Source organism: Faecalimicrobium dakarense (assembly GCF_000499525.1).
GTDB classification, from domain to species: domain Bacteria; phylum Bacillota; class Clostridia; order Peptostreptococcales; family Peptostreptococcaceae; genus Faecalimicrobium; species Faecalimicrobium dakarense.
Genome location: NZ_HG529242.1, coordinates 1 through 21,346, shown reverse-complemented (window position 1 = coordinate 21,346; position 21,346 = coordinate 1). Strand labels below are relative to the sequence as shown.

Here is a 21,346-nt window from a genome sequence, read left to right as displayed (position 1 = left end):
TGCTTGGAATATTTGTATTGTCATAAAAGTTTACTAATTCTATATTAATACTTTTACTTATATCACTATTATTTAACTTAACAGTTACAGTGACACTGCCTGGCTTTTTAGCATTTAATATACCATCTTTACTTATAGTTGCTATATCTTCATTATCTACTGACCAAGTTACATTTTCTGTATCTTTTTCATTTACACTTGCTATTAATTTATGATTATTACCTACATACATACCAGAAATAGGATTTTTTATTTTAATTTCCGAAACTGATTCTATAGGCTGAGTAACTTTACCTGCAAATATTTGAACATTTTCTTTATCATAATATTCAAAATCATACGATACACTATCTACATTTGATATATTCGCACTTTTCCAAGTGATATAGTTAGTTGATTTATTTAATATACCACCATTAGATATATATTTAGGTACTATAGGTTCACCATCCATACCTATACCTTCATTTTTAACAGATATATTTTCACCTGCTTGACTTACTACTGCTGGTAATACTATGCTTTGATGACGAGCATTAATATGATATAACTTTTTTAAATTTTTTAATGGACTTATATCACTTACTTGATTAGTAAATAAAGTTAAAGAATTTAAATTTATTAAATTACTTAATGAGCTTATATCACTTATTTGATTAGTGTGTAAGCCTAAAGATTCTAAATTTGTTAATTTACTCAATGAACTTATATCATTTATTTGATTCTCACATAAACTTAAGTTCTTTAAATTAATTAACTTATCTAATCCATTTGTATTAGTTAAATTATTTTCATTTAAATTTATCCATTCTAAATTAGTTAGTCTACTTAGTGAACTTATATTACTTATATCATTTCCCTCTAAGTCTAAATCTGTTAGATTTATTAATTTACTTAGTGAATTTATATCATTTATTTGATTCCTACTTAAGCTTAAGCTTTTTAAGCTTGTTAGTTCGCTTAATGCACTTACATCACTTATTTGGTTTCCACCTAAATTTAAATTTGTTAAATTTATTAAGTCACTTAATACACTTATATCGCTTATTTGATTGTTAAACATACTTAAATTTGTTAAATTTCCTAAGCTACTTAATGGACTTATATCTTTTATCTGATTATTAAATATTTGTAAATCAGTTAAGTTTGTACAATATTGAAGACCTTCAAGGTTTTTTATCTCTTTATTGCTTAACTGTAATTTTTTTAAACTACTTAATTGCCTAACTGTTATATTAGAATCTACTTTTTGGCTTAATGCATAATTTAATTCCCTTTTTAAATTTTCATCAGGTATACTTACAATATCGTTTTCCTGTAAGGCCTTAGTACTTATATTTTCAATCTTTGTTGTGTGCTTGTTAGTAAGTCCTTCTGCAAATACTCCTAATGTAGACACATTAGTTATAGAAGATGTTACTAGTACAATTGATGCTATTTTTTTTGTATTTTTATTCATTTTATCTCCCTGCCATTTAAATTAATATTCACTTTCTGTTAAATTTATTTTAACATAAAACAAATTTTTTTTTAATATTTATTTTATATTTGTTATTTATTTGCATTTTTCGATAATATAATTTTACATTTATCGCCTTATTTATACTTAATAAATCAAGATAAATCCGGTATGTGAAAATGGCAAAAATTAATCCTAATCCTCCTATCATAAATTGATAATATATATCTTAACATATTATTTTTTATTACTTATTAAGGTAAGCATCTCCTCTAAATATATATCATACACTGTATAAAGCCTATAAAAGGGGGTGATAAATATGTATAATTCTCATAAGCTATTTCCATTTCCTTACTGGAGCAACACGCAAATGTATAATATGTACCCATATCCTTTCTGGATTAACTCACAAATGTATAATATGTATCCATACCATTTTGCAGTTAACTCACAAATGTATAAATCAAGCCTTAATATACCATTTACTAGATTGAAGGATTATGGTCCAGACCCATTTGTAGTTAATATCGATGATGCTACTGAGAAAAATAATACTTTCCGTACTGCTTTATGGACAGGAAATAATTTACAAGTTACTGTAATGAGCATAGATGTTGGTGATGACATAGGTCTAGAAGTTCATCCAACAGGTGATCAATTCATACGTATTGAAGAAGGTCAAGGGATTGTTAAAATGGGAGATAGTGAAGATAATCTAAATTTTCAAAGAAAAATCTATGATGACTATGCTATCATGATACCTGCTGGTAAATGGCACAATATAATTAATACAGGAAATAAACCACTTAAATTATACGCTATCTATGCTCCGCCTGAGCATCCACGTAATACAGTTCATAAAACTAAAGCAGATGCAGAATCTGCTGAACATAACTAAAAATCTATCTATCCATTTTTTAAACCTACTATAATATAGGCTTATATGTTGAATATGATATAGACTATATTTATATAAATAAGAGTTTAAAATTATAGGAGAGATTGATTTTGTGAAAAAATGTAATATAGAAGTATTAAAAACAAATGTATCTTATAGTTTCAACAATTTAAACTATAAGATACATTTATCTATTAAACTTATATATTGTTATAAAATCATTAATATAATTTATATAATATTAATTTAAGAATTCTCTTATTTCATCTCCTTGATTAACAATTGAATGCCCTTCCTCAAGAATTAAATTTATTTTAGCATGATTTAATAGTGATCCTAAACGTTTTGCAGTCTTTTCAGAATGTAGCATTACATCTTTGCCTCCTACAAATAATGCAACTGGCATTGTTAATTTTTGTAATTCAGCATCTGAAAATATAGGAATAGTTACTTTTCTAAAATTAAAATGCTTTGCAATTAGCTTTTGATAATTTAACATTACCTCAGGTATAAGTTTATCACCATTTATCTTATAGTAAAGTTTATCAATTCCTTTTTCTCCAAACAACGAATAGAATAAGAATTTAAAAATAAAAGACTTTTTTTGAGGACCTATACCCGCTGGACAAAGTAGTATTAGCTTATTTACCTTTTGTGAAAACTTTATAGCAAACTTTGTTCCTAACCATGCTCCTAAAGAAATTCCAACAATACTTGCTTTTTCTATTTCTAGAGAATTGAAAACTTCATTTAACCAATTTGAAAAATCATCTCCATTAAATGGTATTTGATTTTCGTCACTTTTACCTGGTTCTCCAGGCATATCAACTGCATATACTCTATGATTTTTTTGAGTACTCCACCATTTCATTTATCCACATTACTGAGTTCATCCCACTACCATGAAGTAATATAAGGGGTGGTAATTCTTTTTTACCACTAGCTATAATAAAGGTTTCTCCATAGCTTGTATTTACTCTAATTTCTTCGTGTGGAAAATCCCAATTTTTAATTAGTGATTCATAATATTTTAAAACTTCTTTTTTTCCTTCTTCAGACTTAAATGCTACTTCCATATTTCTATTATCTATTTTACTGCTACTTGTTGTCATAATTATACTTCCTTATTGTTTAATATTTAAAATCCAATTTTCAGAATCTACACTATTATCAAATACTCTGAAATTATTTGATTTATTTAATTCATATATTAGCTCCCCAAGTCTTTCACTAATTTTATTCTTATCTTCTATTGTTGCTGAAGCTTTTATATGATAATTCATAAACTTTTGTAAAACTATACCTGCTAAACCTGACTTAAGATTAATAAAATCTTCAGTAAATACTTCTTCTCTAAGCATTAATAATTTAATATCATTTGAAATACAGATGCCAATAATATCTAATACATCAGACTCACAAGTAAGTGGCTGTTTAACTTCAATATATTTTTTATTTGTTTTCTCTACGATTTTATAATTCATGTTTTCACCTAATTTCTGTTTACATATCATCTTTTTGCGTAAGTGTAGATATAAAATCCAACATTTCTTTGGTGAATTCAATATCTCCCCACAGCATTACTTTTAAATTTCTCTCTATTTTGTAGTGCTTTATATTAATAGTTGAATTACTCATTTTTGAATCTTTACTATTCATTACTGCTAAAAGCATATTTGATATTTTTCTATATTCATCCATATCTACCTCATTAATGTCTATAACAGTAGATATATTTATTTTATTAATTCTTTTGCTAGTATCTACCTCACTAGTAGAAAATTCAATTTTTTCATTTTCTACTTCATTTTTATTTCTAATACTAACATTATTATTTTCCATGAAAAGACTTAAATCATGTCCTGATATTCTCCACTGCTTTCCAACTTTATTTGCTCTAAGCTTACCTTCTGTTATGAATTTTCTTATAGTTTTATGGTGCATACCTAATATTTCTGCAATTTGATCAATTGTATAAAATTTTTCTTCCATTAAAATTAATCCTTTCTTTCTCAATTTATAGACTCATTATATTTTATTCTAAGCATTCCGTCAATATATTTTATTGGACTTTATTTAACTTTATTGTATTTTATTGATATCTATTGCTAATTATTCACTTCAATTTTATTTTATTATGATATCTTAATGGTAACGAATTTCTTTACTAATACCCTAATATTTATTTTGTCTGCTATAATATTTAACAAATACTAACGAAAAAATCAATGTTACGGCAAAAAATATAATAAGTATAGATAAAGATAAACTAAATTAATTACAATTTTTGAAATTAATTTACTAAAGGAGTGGTTGAGGTTATGATTATGTATTTTTCTGGCACGGGCAACAGTGCCTATGTAGCAAAAAGAATCGGAAAAGAGATTGGGAATGAATCATTGAATCTCTTTGAAAAAATCCGAAATTGTGATTATTCCTATTTAACTTCTGATAAACCATGGGTTATAGTTGTACCAGCATATGCATGGCGTATTCCCCGTATTGTTCATGAATGGCTGATGAAAACAAAATTAGGTGGAAACCGCGATATTTATTTTGTAATGACCTGTGGAGATTCAAATGGAGATGCAGGCAAATATTTAAAGAAACTATGCATAGCAAAAGGGATGAATTATAAAGGATGTAAATCTATCATAATGCCTGAAAATTATATCGCACTTTTTAAGACACCTGATAAAAATGAGGCGCTGGCGATAATAGAACAATCCGAGCAGATAATATCAGATACAGCACAATACATTAGAAATAATTTAGCATTTCCAGAACCTCACGTAACATTTAAGGACAAATTCAACAGTAGTTTGGTAAATGATATTTTTATCCACTATTTGTTCATTCTAAAAAATTTTATGTTACAGATGCTTGTATTTCCTGTGGAAAATGTGAAAATATCTGTCCACTTGGAAATATTCAACTTGAAAATGGGAAGCCAAACTGGGGAAAGAATTGCACCCATTGCATGGCATGTATTTGTCGATGTCCAAAAGATGCTATTGAATATGGCAAGAATAGTAAAGGTATGGTAAGGTATGTCTGTCCAAAATAAATATACAATAAAGGCTGACTAAAAAATTAAATTCACTTGCTAAAATATGATTTAAATTAAGTTTTTTAATTAGTAAGTTATCTAGTAATAAGGTCTAATTTAAATGGTATATTACCATTCAAACTAGACCTTATTACGCTCTTAATTGCTTGAATAGAATTATTAATTTATCTAGTTTATTTCTCTTTTCTTGAATCATCTTTACTAATATGTTGTATTCCAGTAAATATAAGATTTATAAGGTCAGTTAATATTTCCCACTGAGATTCCTTTGAATCAAGATAGTAATAATTTTTTGTTCCTTCTCTACGTACATTCACAATTTCCGCTTCTTTTAGTATTTTAAGGTGATGGGATACGGCTGGTCTAGATAGATGTGTTTTCTCTGTGATTTCCCCTACTCGAATTCCATTAAAGTCACTCTCCAAAAGTGTAAGTAAAATCAACTGTCTAGTTTCATCCCCCATAGCAGAAATAGCTTTACGGCATATTTTAAATTTTGATGTTATTTCTTTTAATCTTTCCTGACATTCTGTTTCCATAAACTTCTCCTTAACATTTATAAATATCTGACATTAGCTATCTCTTTTTGTGCAGTACGTCTGTATTTCACATCTGGGTATCCAAGAACTAGCGTTGTCACTACATGACCCTTGGATTTTAGATTTAAATGTTTTCGTAATTTTGGTAAATTATTTACTACACTTGTAAAAAATCCACTATACAGTACACCCAGTCCATAAGATTCTGCCATTAATGACATATTCGATGCTGCAAGTGAACCACTAATCTTATCTTTAGTTACTACCATTATTGCAATCGGTGCCTTTTTAAAAAAGAAATTGTCATCAATCGTAACTTCTTTTGCATCTTTCATCCAAAGACTTACGATTGGTTTTATTCTTCTAAAAAATTTTACTGCAATTTCCTCATACTTACTTTTGTCATCACCTAAAACAATGTATGATACATCTTGTGCATTTTTAGCACTAGGTGTAAACCTACCCGACTCAATAATTTGCTCTATAATTTCTGATGTTACTTCTTTATTTTTAAACTTACGTATTGTTCTTCTTGATTTAATTGCCATTAACAATTCATTCGAATCTAAAGTATGTTGTTTTGTAAATTCAATCGGCGGTTCATCAAATCCTGTCATTGTAATAGCTTTTGTGGGACAAATAGTTACACAATGCCCGCACTTTATACAGTCTTGATTTTTAATTACTGATTTTTTATCTTTAATAATTATATTATTTACTGGGCAATCATTTTTACAAAGACTACATCCAATACAAATGTCTTTATTAACTTCAATTATGTGTTGTTCTTTCATAATCTATTCATCTACCTTTCGCTTATTGGTTTAAACCATTATAGCATGTATATATTTTTTATTTTCATTGGTAAAGAATTTGTTTACCATTAAATTTTTAATGTATTTTTTAATCACATACGAATTAAAGTTAAAGTAATCAGACTTATGGTTACATTACTTAATCATCAATTAATAATTTATGATTTTTTATTACTAGGAGGATTTTCTTGTTAAATGTTAAAGTACTTTATAACTTATAAAAACTATAAAATGCATGAAGGGGGATAGATTTAGTATTATGAAAATAAAAGCTTTTACATTAAACTCATTTGCAAAATCCATTGAAGGAGGAAATCCTGCCGCGGTTGTGTTTAATGCTGATCATCTATTGGAAAATGATATGAAAAAGATTGCTGGTATAATTGGTTTTAGTGAGACTGCATATGTAATGAAGTCAGACCTTGCAGACTTCAAGGTAAGATTTTTTACTCCTACTGAAGAAGTAGACCTTTGCGGACATGCTACAGTGGGAGTTTATTATTTATTATTGAGTCTAGGTCAAATAAAGCCAGGTATATATACACAGGAAACTAAAGCAGGAATTTTAAATATAGAAATAAAGGAAGATATGTCAATCATAATGAATCAGAATCTTCCAACCTTTTATGAAACAATATGTAAAGAAGAAATTGCAGATTCCTTGAATATTACTTTAGCTGAAATAGAAGAAAATTTACCAGTTCAAATAGTATCTACTGGTTTAAGAGACATCATTGTTCCTATCAAAATTTAGAAATATTAACAGCAATAAAACCAGATTTTGAAAAAGTAGCAGAAATCAGCAAAAAATATAATGCTGTTGGATATCATATCTTTACACTAGAGACACTTAATAATTCAGATGCTCACTGCAGAAATTTGGAACCTCTTTACGGAATACCAGAAGAGTCTGCAACTGGTACATCCAATGGTGCTCTTGCGTGTTATCTGTTTAAGTATGATAAAATCAACCCTAACAATACTGGGTATATAGTTATGGAACAAGGTTATTCAATGGAAAAACCTTCAGAAATAATTATTTCCTTAGCAGTTCAAAATAAAGAGGTTCTTGGTGTGCTGGTAGGTGGAAAAGCATTAAATATATCTGAAATTGAAGTTGAAATATAACTGCATCGTTTCTGGCTCAAAGATTAAATGAGAAAGATATTAAACTTAGATATATAGAATTATTAATAGCAATCTAAATACTAAATATAAGATTTAAATCATAGTTTAGTAATAAAAAACCGTATCACTTATTTGTGATACGGTTCTCCATATAGGAGCGTGACTTTTATTTTATTCACTAATTTAAGCCTTTATTATAATCTATGTAAGTTTGTGATATTTCTCATTTCTAAATTCATTATATATATTTAATTCACGTTTTATAAATAGTAATTAATATGATTGTGATTGAACTTTATCACCATAAATTATTTACATCTCATGTATTAATAAATCAGTTAATCTATATCTTCCTCATAAAATGCAGAGTATAAAGCTTGAGCACGTTTTTCAATCATTCTCTTTGTTATTTCAGTATTTAAAAATACATCATAGCCATGAAAAACACTTTTAACATCTTCTAACTGAACTTTTACCCCTGCTGATGTCAAAAACTTAGCATAATCTATACCTTCATCATGAATGCAATCATATTCAGCTGTCTCTATATATGCAGGTGGCAATTCTGAAAATCTTTCTGCTAAAATTGGGCTTATATACTCTTTCTTTCCCTTAATACCATTTCTCAAATAGAATTTCCACATCTTTTTTGTTAGAGAAGAATTCCATAGCGGACAGTCTGAATATTTTTTCATAGATTCAGTTTCCATACGTGAATCAGTTACTGGATAAATCAACATTTGAAAACACAGTTTTATGTCAGTTTCATCTCTACACCATAGTGTACACGCACCTGTCAATGCACCTCCAGCACTATCTCCACCTAATGCAATTTTCTTTTTGTTTACGTTAAATTGCTCAGCATTTTCCCATACATATTCAATAGCATTGCAACAATCTTTAAAAGGTGTTGGAAATGGATATTCATCAGCAGTTCTATAATGTACAAATACAACCATACATTTTGCTTTTTTAACATATTCACAAACAAGCCTATGCATGTATGCCTCATCTTTAAAGAAAAATCCACCGCCATGAAAATAAATAAGGCAAGGTATATTGTCATCCATATCTTTTAGCTTATAAATGCTTAAAGGTATGTTTCCTTTATCCTCAGTCTTAATATATCGTATTTCTCTAATAATATCATCAGGGGTTTTGGGTAATCCTTCTTTAGATAATAATCTATTAACTAGCTTGATATTTGATAATGTCAATACTTTACCTGGTATACTGAATTTATTCATGAGATAATAACCTTTTGTCAAAGGGTATTTCTTATCACGATGATAAAACCATATTCCTATTAGTCCAGCAATACCTGCTGATACGACAAATATTTTTTTCATTATAGCTTCTCCTTTCTATAACCCAGGACACTTAATTTAAAATTGTGAAATTTATGCAAAAAGTCTTCATATTTATACTAAAACTTAATTTTACTGTTATATGCTTATATTCTGTATTTAAAAATAGAAATACTAATTTTGATTCATTTCATGCTATAAGTTTTCAAAAACATCTATATGATAACCATCTGCAAATTATAATTTATCTAGTAGTTTAATAACCAACTAACTCATATAATTATACAATAATTAATCCTCATTTATATATCATTAATACCATATTATTTAATTTTTAAAGAAGAATTTAATTCACAATACTTTCAAAATGTATATTTATTATTTTAATAACTTCTTAATATTCTAGGATGTATTTCTAATTAATTGTCCCAAAGCAATAAAAAACGTATCATTTACTTGTGATACGGTTCATTATTGTTTATTCTATAAGTTTTAGATATTTAATATCTACTATTTCATCATTATTATAATAAGGCTCTGTCCCATTAAAGTATTGCTTTCTTTGCATTCTAACTACAAAAGTTCCTTTACTAGATGAATAAACTTTACATACTATTCCATAGCCTTTATTAACTAATGATCTTTCTTCCTTTGCATCTGAAGGTAACACTAAATTTATTAAATACATTGCCTTCTCTTTTGAGATAGTTGTATTATTTTCATAACCATCATAAGTATATGGATATAAAATTTGCCCATACCTTTTTTCATCTACTATTTGTCTCTTAACCATTCCTTCATAATGTTCAAACGTATTAAATGTAGATTCTACATAGTACTCATTAGGATGAAAAATCTCATAATCAAGTGTATCCTTTTTAGTATTTTCATATAAATCTAAAATTTCTTGTTCCGTTAATACTATATCGGGATTATCCATATATTCTATATCATTTTTATATTCATTATAAAAATCATCTTCATATGTAGTATCTCCGTATGTAGTATTTTTATATTCATTTTCATTATATTCATACTCATTTGTATCTAGTGTAAAAGCTTTTATAAATATACCTATTATAATTGCCAAGAATATAAATAATGAAAAATAAGTACTTTTAAGACTTTCCTTTGGCATATTAATAACATTATTTATCATTATACATCTTTTGCTAAAAATTCCATATACTACTTCTACTGTATCCATCTCGCTTATATTAAATAGTTGTTCTATACTAAATTTCATCTCAGTTTTATTTTCATAGTCTGTAACAACTACCATATAGTAGTGATTTCCTTTGTTACTACACTCTTTAACTGATGTACATACTCCTTTAGTACTTGTATAAAGACTAAATAAATTTTCTACTACCGCAGCAATATTAAATAATAAAATATATCCCATTAAAAGTCTTATTAAAATCGAATCTGGCATCATAAAAACTATTGCAAAAATAATTGTTGGTATATATTTAATTATATTCATATATCTATGCTTTGCATTTACCTTTACATATCCATTAAACTTACGTTTTTTCTCCATTTATAAGTATCTTTGTAAATATCTTCATTATTTATTTCTTTAAACCATTGAAGTTGCCTATTGTATAAATAAGATTTTAAATATCCTTTTTTTGCATAAAGAATAAGTACACTATCTACTATTAAAAATATACTTGTAAATAATATGTCTATATTATTAGAAGCTAATGTTATATATGTACATAAAACTATGGTTAATACTACCATTATCTTGTATATAATTAATTTTTTATAAATTTTATTTTTTATATTATCATCTTCATATACTATTATTTCATCAGTATCTGATTTTACAATATAAAAAGTCATAGCGTAAAAAATAATAAAAAATAATGTACTGCCTACACCTACAGGTGATTCAAAATTTATTTTTTCAAATATCTGTGTTATAAAGTTGTCCTCTCCAAGTAATCCTATTTGTACTGCTTTATTGATAATTGATATAAAAAGCGGTATATATATAAAATATGATATCCCTAAAGCAGAACGAAATTTTTCTTTCATGCTGTCCCCTCCCTATTCTTTATTGACCTATATCAAATAAATTATATACCATATTTGCTTTTGATTTTCTTAATACATCCATTCTGTAACTTCTTTTAGTAACTTTCGTGGTCGTGAATATGGAGATTGATTTGGATACCCTATTGCTACTGCTGCTACAAGTTCATCTTTACGGTTTAACCAAGAGCATATTTCATTATTACAGTAAAAAATATCACAAATCCAAAGAGTACCTAATCCAAAATTCTGCGCACCTAAAATCATAGTTTGTATAGCAGCACCTATTGATTGAGTATCAGTAAGTAATCTGTTGTGATTATAGTCTTCTTCAAAGTTAGAAAATGCATTAAATACTAAAACTACTGCAGATGCCTCATTAATTGAATTAGTACTTAAATCTAAACTTCCAATAGACTTATTTTGTTTCTTATATAGATTTGATGCATTCTTCATCATATCTACTAACTCATCTTTCTTCCTATTTTGAAGAACGACAAATCTCCATGGTTGACGATTTTTACCTGAAGGTGATTTAGTTGCTAATTCTAACAATCTTTCTATTGTTTCTTTTGGTACTATTTTATTTTGAAACTTTCTTATACTTCTTCGTTCTTCTATAGCCTTTATTGTATCCATATTAGTCCCCCTAAAATTTTATCCGTCTTTATATATTTTATTTGTCGTATAAATTTACAATTGTCTATTTGTTTTATTGTATATAATATCCACTCTCTATCATCTGTTTTGTTATTATATTTATGTGAGCGTGTAAAGTTGTAAATAATGCTTTATTACATAGATATTGTTATCAATTACCTTTTAATCGATTTATATCAACATCTTCTTATGATAACATATTTTTTAATAATAAAACCGTATCACTTACTTGTGATACGGTTCTTTATTAAATCTTTAAAATGAATCTATTTATATATTTTCGTCTATAAATTAAGATCAGGTAACATAATTAAATTTTAATATTAATCTTGTTTATTCATTTCTAAAATTAAAATGTGAGAAGTTTCTTTTGCTTTAATTAAAATATCTTCCTCAACTATTTCCATTGAATCTCTTTCATTTAATTCAATTTTATTAATTGATGAATTTCCCTCTATTTGAACTAAGTAAGCTTGTCTTTTTTCATTAACTTTAAAATCAATCTCTTTTCCTTTTTCAAGTTCTAAAGAATAAATATTCATATCCTGATTTATTTTTATTGGTGCATTTTTATCTTTCCCTGAAACAATATTAAGCCATTTATTTTGTCTATCATTCCAATTAAATTTATAATCTCCATAGCTAGGTTTATATCCTTGTTTATCAGGTAAAATCCATATTTGTAAAAGTCTTAATGTATCTTTTCCAAAGTTATACTCACTATGATAAACTCCTGTTCCTGCACTCATGTATTGAACATGCCCACGACTTATAGTATTTTTATTTCCCATGCTATCTTCATGAGTAAGTTCACCATTAACAACATATGATACTATTTCCATATCTCTATGAGGGTGAGTTCCAAATCCAGTGTTAGGTTGAATTAAATCATCATTTATAACTCTTAAAACTCCAAAATTCATATTATTTGGATTATAATACTCTGCAAATGAAAAGTGAAATTTACTTTTTAACCATCCAAGATCACTGCTTCCCATATTTTTACTATCTATTTTTCTTAACATTTTATAACACTCCTTTTTAATACCTTTTATATTTTTAATTTAAACTATCCATATATACTTCAATAATAATAATTTATACCCTTACATATATTTATTAAAACTAAATTTTATAGTTACTTACTTTTAGTTACTAACTTTGAAAATATTATTACATGCTAATCATAATTAGTCAATAGTTTTTTAATAAATAAAAAGAACCCCCTAAATCAATAGGAGATTCTTTTTATTTATTTTGTATTATTTTATTTAATTCCATTTTTCCGCCCATTTTTGAATTTCATCCATAACAGTTTTAAGTTCCTGTCCTTTTTCTGTAAGTTCATATTCTATACGTACAGGTGTTTCTGGATAAACTTTTCTAATAACAATTCCTTCGCTTTCTAATTCTTTAAATCTTTCTGTTAGCATACGAGCACTCATATTTGGAATTGCATCTGCTATATCAGAAAAACGCTTTTGCCCGCTCAGTAATGTTCTTATGATTAGTCCAGTCCATCTCTTTCCTAATAATTCAAAGGCATTTTCAAACTTTGGACACATATGATATTTTTCCATATCCAATCACCACCTGCCTACATTCTAACATACATACTAAAAAAAAGTAAGCAGGTTGTTATTTTTAACATATACTCCTGAGTAAGATGATTTTTCAAAGTCTATTACTATACCTTTTTTATATAACTCCTATATATAATCTAGAATATCATCTGAATAATCTAGATAAAGTATTTTTACCTTATCCAGCTTTATCCTATTTATAATATTATTTTTTTGTATTTTTAAACCATTCAATTGTTGCTTTTTCCATTTCTTTTGGAAGTGTATTATTATATACTTGATCATATAGCCATTCTAATGTCTTATTATTTAAATATTTTTTCATTTCATTTTCAGCCTCTAACATAACTACCTTTATTAAACAAGGACACTTAGTATGTGTATCTGGTAAATTATTCTTATCTAGTAATATATTATTTTGTCTTATCTCTGCACATTGAAAGAATGGTTCTCTTCCCTCTACAGCTTCTACAACGTCCCAAAATGTTATCTTATCTGCACTACGAGCTAATGCATATCCTCCCTTTACTCCTGGTACAGATTTTATTATTCCAGATTTACTTAATCTTGAATATACCTTAGACAAATAACTTTCTGATATACCTTGAAATGTTGCTAAATCCCTAATTCCAATTGATTTACCTTCTTCTAAATTAACCATATATAGTAAACAATGTAGTGCATATTCTACTCCTACCGAAAATTTCATTTAATTTTACGCTCCTTTAAAAAATAATATCTTTATCATACATTATTATTAAATTTGATTCAAGACACCTTACTTACATTACATTGAATTGAAAATAACATTTTATTGTTGACACATAAAAAAAATTATTATATTATAATTCCAGACAATATTTATCGACGATAATAAATATCTACAATTCAAGGAGGAATATAAAATGTTTACAGAAAAATTTTTAGAAGTTTTAAATAATGAAGGAGTTGTTTCTATTGTTACTTGCGCAAATAATGAGGCTCATGCATCAAATACATGGAATAGCTATCTAGTTATTGTAGAAGGAAATAAAATATTAATTCCTGCTGCTGCAATGATAAACACAGAGAATAATATAAATATTAATCCTAATGTTAAATTAACGCTAGGTAGCCACGAAGTAATGGGATATAGATATATGGGAACTGGATTTTTACTTGAAGGAACTGCTAGGTTCTTAAAAGATGGGGAAAACTTTAAAATGATGATAGATAAGTTTCCTTTCTTAACGAGAGTATTAGAAGTCACAGTTAGCTCTTGTAAACAAACTTTATAAGGGAGATTATACTATGCCTAGAATAATTGATAAATCTAAGTGTGTCGCTTGTGGAACCTGTGAAAGAGTATGTAAAGTCGGATGTATAACACAATTAGAAAATAAAAAAAGAATAATAAATCCATCAGCTTGTGTTGATTGTGGAGCATGTCAACTTGCTTGCCCTAAAAAATGCATATCTCAAAACTAGTTGAATGAATGTAAATAAATGAATATATAAAATAGAGTAGTAACATCACCTTCTATTACAGATCCATTGAGTATAGACTAAATCGCTAATTATCTCAATGTAAAAATAAGATAATTAGAAAACATAATTAAAAAGAACAGTACTTATTATCTTATACTGTTCTTTTTGATTATCTATATTCTAAAACCGCGCTCCTTTACTTGTGATACGGTTCTCCGTTACACCTTCAAAGGAGCGTGTTTTTACTTTAATATTAATTTACCTCTTCCATTTTCACATAACTCTGACCAAATTAAAATATTTACTATAGGCGTTATCCTTCTAAATACGCTATCTCCTATTTCTTTGCTATATACCTCTTTTGCGATATATCCTTCTATTGAATCTATAGATAAATTTCCCTCACCTAACTTGTATGCCATAGCATCTCCTTTTATTGCACAACCACCTTTCGATTTTAAAAGTTCTATTGTTTTTTCAAATACTTTCCATTCTAACAATGGTTCTTTATCTAAGTTATCAACTAATATGCCTTCATTTGTTAATGTAATATTGAAGTACTTATCTCCTCTTAAAAGTTTTACTTTAGCTTTACCTCCATTAAGAATAAGCTTATCTCTTATCATTGAACTTGCACTCATTTTGATACTCCTATTTTTTTACTCTAATTATATTATAAATTTTAAGCAAGTACAATTAAGCGCTGAAACATGAAAAAAGGAAGGGTCTTCGTCTTCTTCAGACGACCCTTCCTTCACTAAGTATCTTATTACATCTTCATTTATCTGTAACTCTATAGTATCTATTGCTCTTGACTTATCTATCGTTACCTTAGATACAAGTAAGTTCAACAACTGCTTTCTTTGTTGCCTTGTACTACTCTCCTTGAATACTTGTCCAAACTTCTTCATCACTTGACTTACTAACTCAAAAGGTATTGGTTCTCCTTCTGCTAACATTACATCTTGCTTTATTTCATCTAGCCTAAACTTCAAAGTATCTATCTCTTCATTTAGTTTCTTTACTCTTTCTGCTAATTCGTTTTTAGCCAATATTCCATCTTCAAATAGCTCTATGCTAGAGTTCTTCTTTCTATTTAACTTATCAATTTCCTTGTTTACTATGTTCATTTCATCTAATTTTGGCTTTAATTTAGTAGACTTATTCTTGTTGATGTTATTTATTACTTTCTTTAGTAGTAGCTCATTGTTTACTGTTTCTATTAGTTTATTTATTACAACCTCATCTGCTACTTTTGCCTTTACAGAGTTAGAATTACACACTGCTGTTCCTTTGTTCTTCCAATTGCCACATGCATAGTACTCATTCACTGCTTTAGTTCCATCTTTTCTTTTTCTAGTTGACCTACTTACTGTCATTGATGCTCCACAAACAGGACACTTCAATAGTCCACTTAGAATCAACTCGCTATCATAGACTCTATTGTGAGTTTTACTTCTATCTTTTAATATTATTTGTACCTTTTCCCATGTTTGATTATCTATTATTGCATCATGTTCTCCATCTACAAGTATTGGGTCAGGATTGATATTTCTTCTTCTTTTTTCATTCCAATCTTGTCTTAAATTGTATCTTATCTTTCCAATGTAGACTGGATTTTTTAGTATCTCTTTTATTGTAGCTGTAGCAAATGCATTACCTTTCTTACTTCTATGACCTTCTTGATTTACTCTATTTACAGTAGCTTTGTATCCATGTCCTTCACTATACAACTCAAATATTCTTCTTACTGTCATTGTTTCCTTTTCATTTATTACTAGTTTAGTATCTTTTCTCTTCTTTCCTTCACTTGGTATTTCTACTATGTCGTATCCAAGTACTTTTCCACCATTCCACTTTCCTTCTCTAGCCCTTGCCATCATTCCCATTTTTACATTCTCTGCTATAGTACCTCTTTCAAATTCTCCTATTGCTCCCATGATATTAAGTTGTAGCTTTCCTGCTGGAGTTTCTGTTTCAAAACTTTCTGTTAGAGAACGAAAAGCTATCTTATTTTTATCTAGTGTATCTACTATGTTAAGTATGTCTATTAGCTTTCTACTTATTCTATTTAGTTTCCAAACTATTACTAAATCAAACTTACCAGCATTAGCATCTTGTAAAAGCTCTTTTAATCCTGGTCTACCTGAAATATTCTTACCACTTATCCCTCTATCCTCATACACTTTGAAAACTTCGTGTCCTTCTTTTTCACAGTATTCTATGTTCCTTCTTCTTTGTTCATCTATACTATAGCCCTCTTCTGCTTGCTCTACTGTTGATACTCTACAATATATTGCTACTTTTTTAGTCATCTTAATGTCCTCCAAACACTATTTTCCCATTTTTTTGTCACTAATTACCCTTGAAACCACGTTTAGATTCACATTAAACATCGTGTTGTTCCAAGGGTTTAAATATTATTTCCACGTTTTCACGCTATTTTTTAGGTGTAATTTATTTTTATTTATTAAATTAGATTATCTCTTTTGTATTTATAGTTGTTAGAAATCCATTTAAGTACACATCTCTTTTACTACATTCGTCTACTAATATTTCGACTATTTCTGTTGGTATATCAGCAAAATCCCAAATTAAGATTGCTTTTATTTCACTTTTCTTTACTAGCTCTATTAGTTTATTTATCTCTTGATGCTCTCCTTTTGTATGACTATCTACAAATTCTAGTATGTTTACACCAAACTCCTCTATCTCCATTTTCATCCATGTTACTTTCCCCATTATAGGCTCATTTACATTTTCTTTTTCTGAACTTTTCTTAGCGTAAATTGCTACGTTTTCATTTTTATAGTTACTGTATATGTTCATTCTGCATGTATTCATTGTTTGCCTCCTAATTTAGTTTTTTATTATCTATTTTAATTTCCACGTGAAAACGTGAATTTTTAGCTTCTTATATTGATACTACTATGTTTTATCAATGTAGATTTTATTTAGTAGAACGTGGTTTTTCACGTTCTACTTACTTCTTAATCAAATAACAATGACTGAATATCTTCCTTATATGCATTTATCTCTATTCCATTTTTATAGCAAGCTTCCTTCAGCTTATCTAGTAAATCTTCTTCAATTTCTGAATATGACCAAATTATTACTGCACTGACCCTAAACCACTCAATCTTTTCTATTAGTTCTTCTAATTTTGCATAGTCTCCTTTTATATTACTTTCTACCATTGTAATTGGCTCACAACCGTAATCGTATAGCTCTCCTGTAAGGATATTTACCTTAGTTCGAATGTGTAATTCACTATCATCTATTTCTGGTTTTATGTATACTCCTACATCTTCGTATTTATATTGTTTGTATCTCTCCATGTCATCTCTCTCCTGTTTATTTATTTTTTATCATCTATTTTAATTTTCACGTGAAAGCGTGAATTTTCATCTCTATCTATTGGAAATACTAAACTTTTGATGTGGTGTTTTATGGGAATAGGGTGTGAATTTTCACATTCCCTATCCCTTATTTATTATTACTCTACTGATGCAATTTCCTTGTTACCTTCCTTCAAAAGATATGATTGAAGTATTTCACCAATTATCTCTATTACTGTAGTACTTTTCACTTCTGCTTCTGTCATTTTGCCTATGTTGTCCATTTCTGCACCTCATTTTAACTGTTTATTTGATTACATCCACTTAGACTTAATTCTATTTTCACTATTTCACTTCATTTAGTGATATAGATTTTTATTACTATTTCATTTACAATATCATCTCTTATTTCAAAATTATCTATGGTTTAAGTATCACTACATACACTGGTGTAGATACTGCATTTATCTTTCTTTTTCTTGTTAGCCTTCCTTCTTCATAGTCTAGCATTCCATCTTTTTTAAATTGGTCAAGTACAACCACAGTATCTTCAAACCCTCCTTGTTTCATTACATCTTCAAATCTCTGCTTTAGTACTGCTATTTCTAAATCTCCGTTTGGTAGCTCTTTTCTACTTCCCCAATAGTCTACATTTGGATTACTCTCCTTACCACATTTAAACTTAGATGCATTTGCTTCCACGTATTCTATTAGCCATTCTGATGCTTTCTTTTGTATTCCTCTTCTCTGTATGCTATTGATTTCTGTATCAACTAACACACTCCTAATCCCTTCTATGTCTAAGTTTATTCCATGCTCCTTATATCCTGCATTTATTAGTCTTGTAGTTAATGTTAAAATAGCGTATTTTGTTGCAGTTCTAGCAACCATGTTATCTACTATTCCTTTTTCCTTTACTTCCTCTATGAAAGTTCTTTTTTCATCTTCAAACAATAGCTTTAACTTATCTATTGAGTATTTAATTAGTTTTTCTGCGAAACTGTATCCAAAAACACCATAGTTTTTATTTGCCAATGCTTTTACATTGTCTGAGTGTATTGCATCTTCTGTCCAAACTATACCTTCTAACTCTAATACTCTTACATCTAGTCCAGTATTATTTTTAGCTCTATTTAGAAGTGATGCTTCTCCATTAGAAATTATTGTGGTTACCCAAGTCCCTGATTTCCTAAGTTCTATATCTTTTGTAAGCCTAGCTTTATCTTTTCCTCCAACAAGATTATAGATTAAGCTTGTAGTATCTTCTATTTTAGACATTGATAGTTCATCTAGTGCGTATGCTACCCCATAGTTTCCAGCTAATGAAGTTGCTAGTGCATTTTCTGTGGAGTTCCAAGTATTGTACAATCCTCCTGCTCCTAATTTGGGATTTCCCCAAATAGATATTGCCAACATTGTTGCTGTACTTTTTCCCTTACTTGATTCAGTTACAAAATGTGATAGTACTGTATTTACATCCTCACAATACTGATTCAACTTAGCAACTACTGCTGAGCTTACCCCTAGTGCAAATGCTAATGAAATATTTGTGTATGGTGCTACATGTTCTCTTATATCTTTTAAGTAGTCTTCTAAATTACCTTTAGGCTTTAAGTCTAATACCCCAACGTATTTGCTATCTTCATTTATTGCCCTATCTAGTTTAAAGATTTCTTTGTCATCATGCATAGCAAACCCTAATTCACTATGAGTATTGTTAGATTTCCCAATTTTACGTTCTTGGTAATCTATCGACCTTATGTGGTACTTTGCATTTTCTTCGGTGACATTAGCTCCATGTAAACTTAGCTTAAGTATCTCTCTTTTTGACATAGCTTTATCTCTTGGAACACGCATTTCTACATACCTGTCTAAGTATTTTGTTGTTATAGGTAGTATTACATTATTTGTATCAATATTTTTTTCAGGTGTCCTTATCTCTAGTAAATTAGCAGTTTTTCCTCCATCGTATACAATTTGCTTTGTTTTGTAGCAGATTGATAAGTCGTCATCTATTTTCTCTATTTCGTTTAGTTTTTCCTCATGTTCATTTAGTTCAGGATCAATTTCAATCATGTTATTATTTCGCTCTTGATTACTTTCTTCTAGATCTCTAGTAGAATCCTCCTCTTTTTCTTCAATTTTACTTACATCTTGAATAGTATTTGATTTCTCTATTTCTACTATTTCAGTAGGTAGCTTTAGTTCTCTAGAAATGTACCTTTCTTCTCTTTTATCTTCTTCAGAAGTTATCAACTTTCCATTTTTCTTTAATACTACTGGATTTAATCTTTTAAGCGTCATACCAAGATCCTCCTTATTGTCTATATGTTGAAATTTAAGTCTTTTTACTTTGGTATGGGTATATCTTACTATATTTTTAATTATTGGTCATGGACATGAAAAAACACCAAATTTGTCTTTGACATTTTGGTGTTTTAGTGTTATAATATTTAATTTTTCTTAGATTCAGGATAATTATTACGTATTTTATCTTCTTTTGATATTTTATCCAATCTAGCCTCTTCTTCAAGTATGTTTATTTCTTTACCTCCTAATTCTTTTGCAACTTGTATTTCTTTTTTATGGAACTCTATTACTATTTCTACATGTTTACTTAGACTATCTAATAGCTTTAATCTAGCTCCGTATGTAAACTCTTCTGTTTCTTTTACTGTCTCTATTATTGATGATATTATTTTATCAACTCCTGCTTTTAATTCTTCTGATTTGACTTCCTCTCTATGCTTAGAATATTCTTCTCTTTCTTCTTTAGAATTCATGCTATTTACAAACAAATCAAATAATGTTTCACTTTCTTTTTCTGTTAGATGTTTTTTTCTGGCGAATTTTTTTAGAATATCAAGTTTTTCACGATCTTTGTTTAATGTTCGATATAGGACTACTATATCATCTTTTTGACTTTCAGGTATTTTATTTGTATCACTATATGATGAAATTCCTCTTACTAATTTATCAATCCTCTGTATATCTTTAAGCGTTGACTGCCATAGAATATAATCTTCTTCATCTACT

Annotated in this window: 24 protein-coding genes and 2 pseudogenes; 5 read left to right on the top strand and 21 right to left on the bottom strand. The window is 28.2% G+C overall.

What is annotated here, in order from left to right:
* A partial coding sequence (locus BN899_RS02590) for a leucine-rich repeat domain-containing protein (RefSeq protein WP_052356526.1) occupies window positions 1-1,459 on the bottom strand: 1,459 nt, incomplete at its 3' end.
* A 322-nt stretch (window positions 1,460-1,781) separates the two neighbouring features.
* On the opposite strand from BN899_RS02590, the gene BN899_RS02585 reads away from it, so the two are divergent.
* Window positions 1,782-2,360, top strand: a complete 579-nt coding sequence (locus tag BN899_RS02585; protein ID WP_042272542.1) for a cupin domain-containing protein — start codon at window positions 1,782-1,784, stop codon at window positions 2,358-2,360.
* Window positions 2,361-2,601: 241 nt separating this feature from the next.
* On the opposite strand, the gene BN899_RS02580 is transcribed toward BN899_RS02585, so the two are convergent.
* The 4 genes from BN899_RS02580 to BN899_RS02570 are packed head-to-tail and all read right to left on the bottom strand — an operon-like array spanning window position 2,602 to window position 4,352.
* On the bottom strand, window positions 2,602-3,231 hold the full coding sequence (locus BN899_RS02580) for an alpha/beta fold hydrolase (RefSeq protein WP_242824053.1): 630 nt from the start codon (window positions 3,229-3,231) through the stop codon (window positions 2,602-2,604).
* Window positions 3,200-3,472: a hypothetical protein gene (locus tag BN899_RS19495; protein WP_242824052.1), complete on the bottom strand. Its 273-nt coding sequence runs from the start codon at window positions 3,470-3,472 to the stop codon at window positions 3,200-3,202. Before BN899_RS19495 ends, BN899_RS02580 begins: the two co-directional genes overlap by 32 nt.
* Window positions 3,473-3,484: 12 nt before the next feature.
* Window positions 3,485-3,844 carry a DUF4180 domain-containing protein gene (locus BN899_RS02575; RefSeq protein WP_042272541.1) on the bottom strand — a complete coding sequence of 120 codons (360 nt, stop codon included), beginning with the start codon at window positions 3,842-3,844 and terminating at the stop codon, window positions 3,485-3,487.
* Window positions 3,845-3,863: 19 nt separating this feature from the next.
* Window positions 3,864-4,352, bottom strand: a complete 489-nt coding sequence (locus BN899_RS02570; protein ID WP_042272539.1) for a helix-turn-helix domain-containing protein — start codon at window positions 4,350-4,352, stop codon at window positions 3,864-3,866.
* A 329-nt stretch (window positions 4,353-4,681) separates the two neighbouring features.
* Here BN899_RS02570 and BN899_RS02565 point away from each other — a divergent pair.
* Window positions 4,682-5,427 (top strand): annotated as a pseudogene (locus BN899_RS02565) (EFR1 family ferrodoxin).
* Window positions 5,428-5,603: 176 nt separating this feature from the next.
* On the opposite strand, the gene BN899_RS02560 reads toward BN899_RS02565, so the two are convergent.
* The gene (locus tag BN899_RS02560) at window positions 5,604-5,969 is read right to left on the bottom strand and encodes an ArsR/SmtB family transcription factor (protein ID WP_042272532.1); all 366 of its coding nucleotides are present in this window, start codon (window positions 5,967-5,969) and stop codon (window positions 5,604-5,606) included.
* A 17-nt stretch (window positions 5,970-5,986) separates the two neighbouring features.
* The gene (locus BN899_RS02555) at window positions 5,987-6,763 is read right to left on the bottom strand and encodes a nitroreductase family protein (RefSeq protein WP_042272529.1); all 777 of its coding nucleotides are present in this window, start codon (window positions 6,761-6,763) and stop codon (window positions 5,987-5,989) included.
* 256 nt (window positions 6,764-7,019) lie between these two features.
* On the opposite strand from BN899_RS02555, the pseudogene BN899_RS02550 reads away from it, so the two are divergent.
* Window positions 7,020-7,912: pseudogene (locus tag BN899_RS02550) on the top strand (PhzF family phenazine biosynthesis protein).
* 338 nt (window positions 7,913-8,250) lie between these two features.
* Here BN899_RS02550 and BN899_RS02545 read toward each other — a convergent pair.
* From BN899_RS02545 to BN899_RS02515, 7 genes are all read right to left on the bottom strand, one after another.
* On the bottom strand, window positions 8,251-9,159 hold the full coding sequence (locus BN899_RS02545) for an alpha/beta hydrolase (protein ID WP_042272545.1): 909 nt from the start codon (window positions 9,157-9,159) through the stop codon (window positions 8,251-8,253).
* A gap of 538 nt (window positions 9,160-9,697) precedes the next feature.
* Entirely contained in the window at window positions 9,698-10,762 is a 1,065-nt protein-coding gene (locus BN899_RS02540) for a hypothetical protein (RefSeq protein WP_042272527.1), read from the bottom strand.
* The gene (locus tag BN899_RS02535; protein ID WP_042272524.1) at window positions 10,729-11,265 is read right to left on the bottom strand and encodes a hypothetical protein; all 537 of its coding nucleotides are present in this window, start codon (window positions 11,263-11,265) and stop codon (window positions 10,729-10,731) included. The genes BN899_RS02540 and BN899_RS02535 overlap by 34 nt, the downstream gene beginning before the upstream one ends.
* A gap of 69 nt (window positions 11,266-11,334) precedes the next feature.
* Window positions 11,335-11,901, bottom strand: a complete 567-nt coding sequence (locus tag BN899_RS02530) for a nitroreductase family protein (protein WP_042272521.1) — start codon at window positions 11,899-11,901, stop codon at window positions 11,335-11,337.
* A 344-nt stretch (window positions 11,902-12,245) separates the two neighbouring features.
* Entirely contained in the window at window positions 12,246-12,947 is a 702-nt protein-coding gene (locus tag BN899_RS02525) for a pirin family protein (protein ID WP_042272518.1), read from the bottom strand.
* Between the two features lie 246 nt (window positions 12,948-13,193).
* Window positions 13,194-13,487: a winged helix-turn-helix transcriptional regulator gene (locus BN899_RS02520; protein WP_330362420.1), complete on the bottom strand. Its 294-nt coding sequence runs from the start codon at window positions 13,485-13,487 to the stop codon at window positions 13,194-13,196.
* A 223-nt stretch (window positions 13,488-13,710) separates the two neighbouring features.
* The gene (locus BN899_RS02515; protein WP_042272514.1) at window positions 13,711-14,214 is read right to left on the bottom strand and encodes an Rrf2 family transcriptional regulator; all 504 of its coding nucleotides are present in this window, start codon (window positions 14,212-14,214) and stop codon (window positions 13,711-13,713) included.
* Between the two features lie 196 nt (window positions 14,215-14,410).
* On the opposite strand from BN899_RS02515, the gene BN899_RS02510 reads away from it, so the two are divergent.
* Together BN899_RS02510 and BN899_RS02505 are read left to right on the top strand one after the other, a co-directional pair.
* A complete protein-coding gene (locus tag BN899_RS02510; protein WP_042272512.1) occupies window positions 14,411-14,782 on the top strand; it encodes a pyridoxamine 5'-phosphate oxidase family protein in 372 nt (123 codons plus the stop codon).
* A 13-nt stretch (window positions 14,783-14,795) separates the two neighbouring features.
* Window positions 14,796-14,972, top strand: a complete 177-nt coding sequence (locus BN899_RS02505) for a 4Fe-4S binding protein (RefSeq protein ID WP_042272509.1) — start codon at window positions 14,796-14,798, stop codon at window positions 14,970-14,972.
* Window positions 14,973-15,214: 242 nt separating this feature from the next.
* Here the strand turns inward: BN899_RS02505 and BN899_RS02500 are convergent, their stop codons facing one another.
* From BN899_RS02500 to BN899_RS19180, 7 genes are all read right to left on the bottom strand, one after another.
* Complete coding sequence (locus tag BN899_RS02500) at window positions 15,215-15,613, bottom strand: hypothetical protein (RefSeq protein WP_042272506.1); 399 nt, start codon at window positions 15,611-15,613, stop codon at window positions 15,215-15,217.
* A gap of 27 nt (window positions 15,614-15,640) precedes the next feature.
* The gene (locus BN899_RS02495) at window positions 15,641-17,287 is read right to left on the bottom strand and encodes a recombinase family protein (protein WP_042272503.1); all 1,647 of its coding nucleotides are present in this window, start codon (window positions 17,285-17,287) and stop codon (window positions 15,641-15,643) included.
* A 160-nt stretch (window positions 17,288-17,447) separates the two neighbouring features.
* Window positions 17,448-17,816, bottom strand: coding sequence for a recombinase family protein (locus BN899_RS02490; protein WP_042272500.1), 369 nt, complete (start codon window positions 17,814-17,816; stop codon window positions 17,448-17,450).
* A 146-nt stretch (window positions 17,817-17,962) separates the two neighbouring features.
* Window positions 17,963-18,310, bottom strand: coding sequence for a hypothetical protein (locus tag BN899_RS02485; RefSeq protein WP_042272498.1), 348 nt, complete (start codon window positions 18,308-18,310; stop codon window positions 17,963-17,965).
* A gap of 158 nt (window positions 18,311-18,468) precedes the next feature.
* Window positions 18,469-18,594 carry a hypothetical protein gene (locus BN899_RS20060; protein ID WP_278244947.1) on the bottom strand — a complete coding sequence of 42 codons (126 nt, stop codon included), beginning with the start codon at window positions 18,592-18,594 and terminating at the stop codon, window positions 18,469-18,471.
* Window positions 18,595-18,730: 136 nt separating this feature from the next.
* Complete coding sequence (locus tag BN899_RS02480; RefSeq protein WP_042272495.1) at window positions 18,731-20,614, bottom strand: DUF927 domain-containing protein; 1,884 nt, start codon at window positions 20,612-20,614, stop codon at window positions 18,731-18,733.
* A gap of 149 nt (window positions 20,615-20,763) precedes the next feature.
* Window positions 20,764-21,346 (bottom strand): hypothetical protein (locus BN899_RS19180; protein WP_042272493.1); only part of this gene is annotated, 583 nt, incomplete at its 5' end.

Excerpts from the sequence above, each read along its gene's own strand:
- BN899_RS02480 (WP_042272495.1), bottom strand. The coding sequence starts at position 20,614 with ATGACGCTTAAAAGATTAAATCCAGTAGTATTAAAGAAAAATGGAAAG.
- BN899_RS02505 (WP_042272509.1), top strand. The coding sequence starts at position 14,796 with ATGCCTAGAATAATTGATAAATCTAAGTGTGTCGCTTGTGGAACCTGT.
- BN899_RS02530 (WP_042272521.1), bottom strand. The coding sequence starts at position 11,901 with ATGGATACAATAAAGGCTATAGAAGAACGAAGAAGTATAAGAAAGTTT.
- BN899_RS02540 (WP_042272527.1), bottom strand. The coding sequence starts at position 10,762 with ATGGAGAAAAAACGTAAGTTTAATGGATATGTAAAGGTAAATGCAAAG.
- BN899_RS02525 (WP_042272518.1), bottom strand. The coding sequence starts at position 12,947 with ATGTTAAGAAAAATAGATAGTAAAAATATGGGAAGCAGTGATCTTGGA.
- BN899_RS02555 (WP_042272529.1), bottom strand. The coding sequence starts at position 6,763 with ATGAAAGAACAACACATAATTGAAGTTAATAAAGACATTTGTATTGGA.
- BN899_RS02495 (WP_042272503.1), bottom strand. The coding sequence starts at position 17,287 with ATGACTAAAAAAGTAGCAATATATTGTAGAGTATCAACAGTAGAGCAA.
- BN899_RS02545 (WP_042272545.1), bottom strand. The coding sequence starts at position 9,159 with ATGAATAAATTCAGTATACCAGGTAAAGTATTGACATTATCAAATATC.
- BN899_RS02580 (WP_242824053.1), bottom strand. The coding sequence starts at position 3,231 with ATGAAATGGTGGAGTACTCAAAAAAATCATAGAGTATATGCAGTTGAT.
- BN899_RS02490 (WP_042272500.1), bottom strand. The coding sequence starts at position 17,816 with ATGAATACATGCAGAATGAACATATACAGTAACTATAAAAATGAAAAC.
- BN899_RS02575 (WP_042272541.1), bottom strand. The coding sequence starts at position 3,844 with ATGAATTATAAAATCGTAGAGAAAACAAATAAAAAATATATTGAAGTT.
- BN899_RS02570 (WP_042272539.1), bottom strand. The coding sequence starts at position 4,352 with ATGGAAGAAAAATTTTATACAATTGATCAAATTGCAGAAATATTAGGT.
- BN899_RS02485 (WP_042272498.1), bottom strand. The coding sequence starts at position 18,310 with ATGGAGAGATACAAACAATATAAATACGAAGATGTAGGAGTATACATA.
- BN899_RS02560 (WP_042272532.1), bottom strand. The coding sequence starts at position 5,969 with ATGGAAACAGAATGTCAGGAAAGATTAAAAGAAATAACATCAAAATTT.
- BN899_RS02520 (WP_330362420.1), bottom strand. The coding sequence starts at position 13,487 with ATGTGTCCAAAGTTTGAAAATGCCTTTGAATTATTAGGAAAGAGATGG.
- BN899_RS19495 (WP_242824052.1), bottom strand. The coding sequence starts at position 3,472 with ATGACAACAAGTAGCAGTAAAATAGATAATAGAAATATGGAAGTAGCA.
- BN899_RS02515 (WP_042272514.1), bottom strand. The coding sequence starts at position 14,214 with ATGAAATTTTCGGTAGGAGTAGAATATGCACTACATTGTTTACTATAT.
- BN899_RS02535 (WP_042272524.1), bottom strand. The coding sequence starts at position 11,265 with ATGAAAGAAAAATTTCGTTCTGCTTTAGGGATATCATATTTTATATAT.
- BN899_RS20060 (WP_278244947.1), bottom strand. The coding sequence starts at position 18,594 with ATGGACAACATAGGCAAAATGACAGAAGCAGAAGTGAAAAGTACTACA.
- BN899_RS02510 (WP_042272512.1), top strand. The coding sequence starts at position 14,411 with ATGTTTACAGAAAAATTTTTAGAAGTTTTAAATAATGAAGGAGTTGTT.
- BN899_RS02500 (WP_042272506.1), bottom strand. The coding sequence starts at position 15,613 with ATGAGTGCAAGTTCAATGATAAGAGATAAGCTTATTCTTAATGGAGGT.
- BN899_RS02585 (WP_042272542.1), top strand. The coding sequence starts at position 1,782 with ATGTATAATTCTCATAAGCTATTTCCATTTCCTTACTGGAGCAACACG.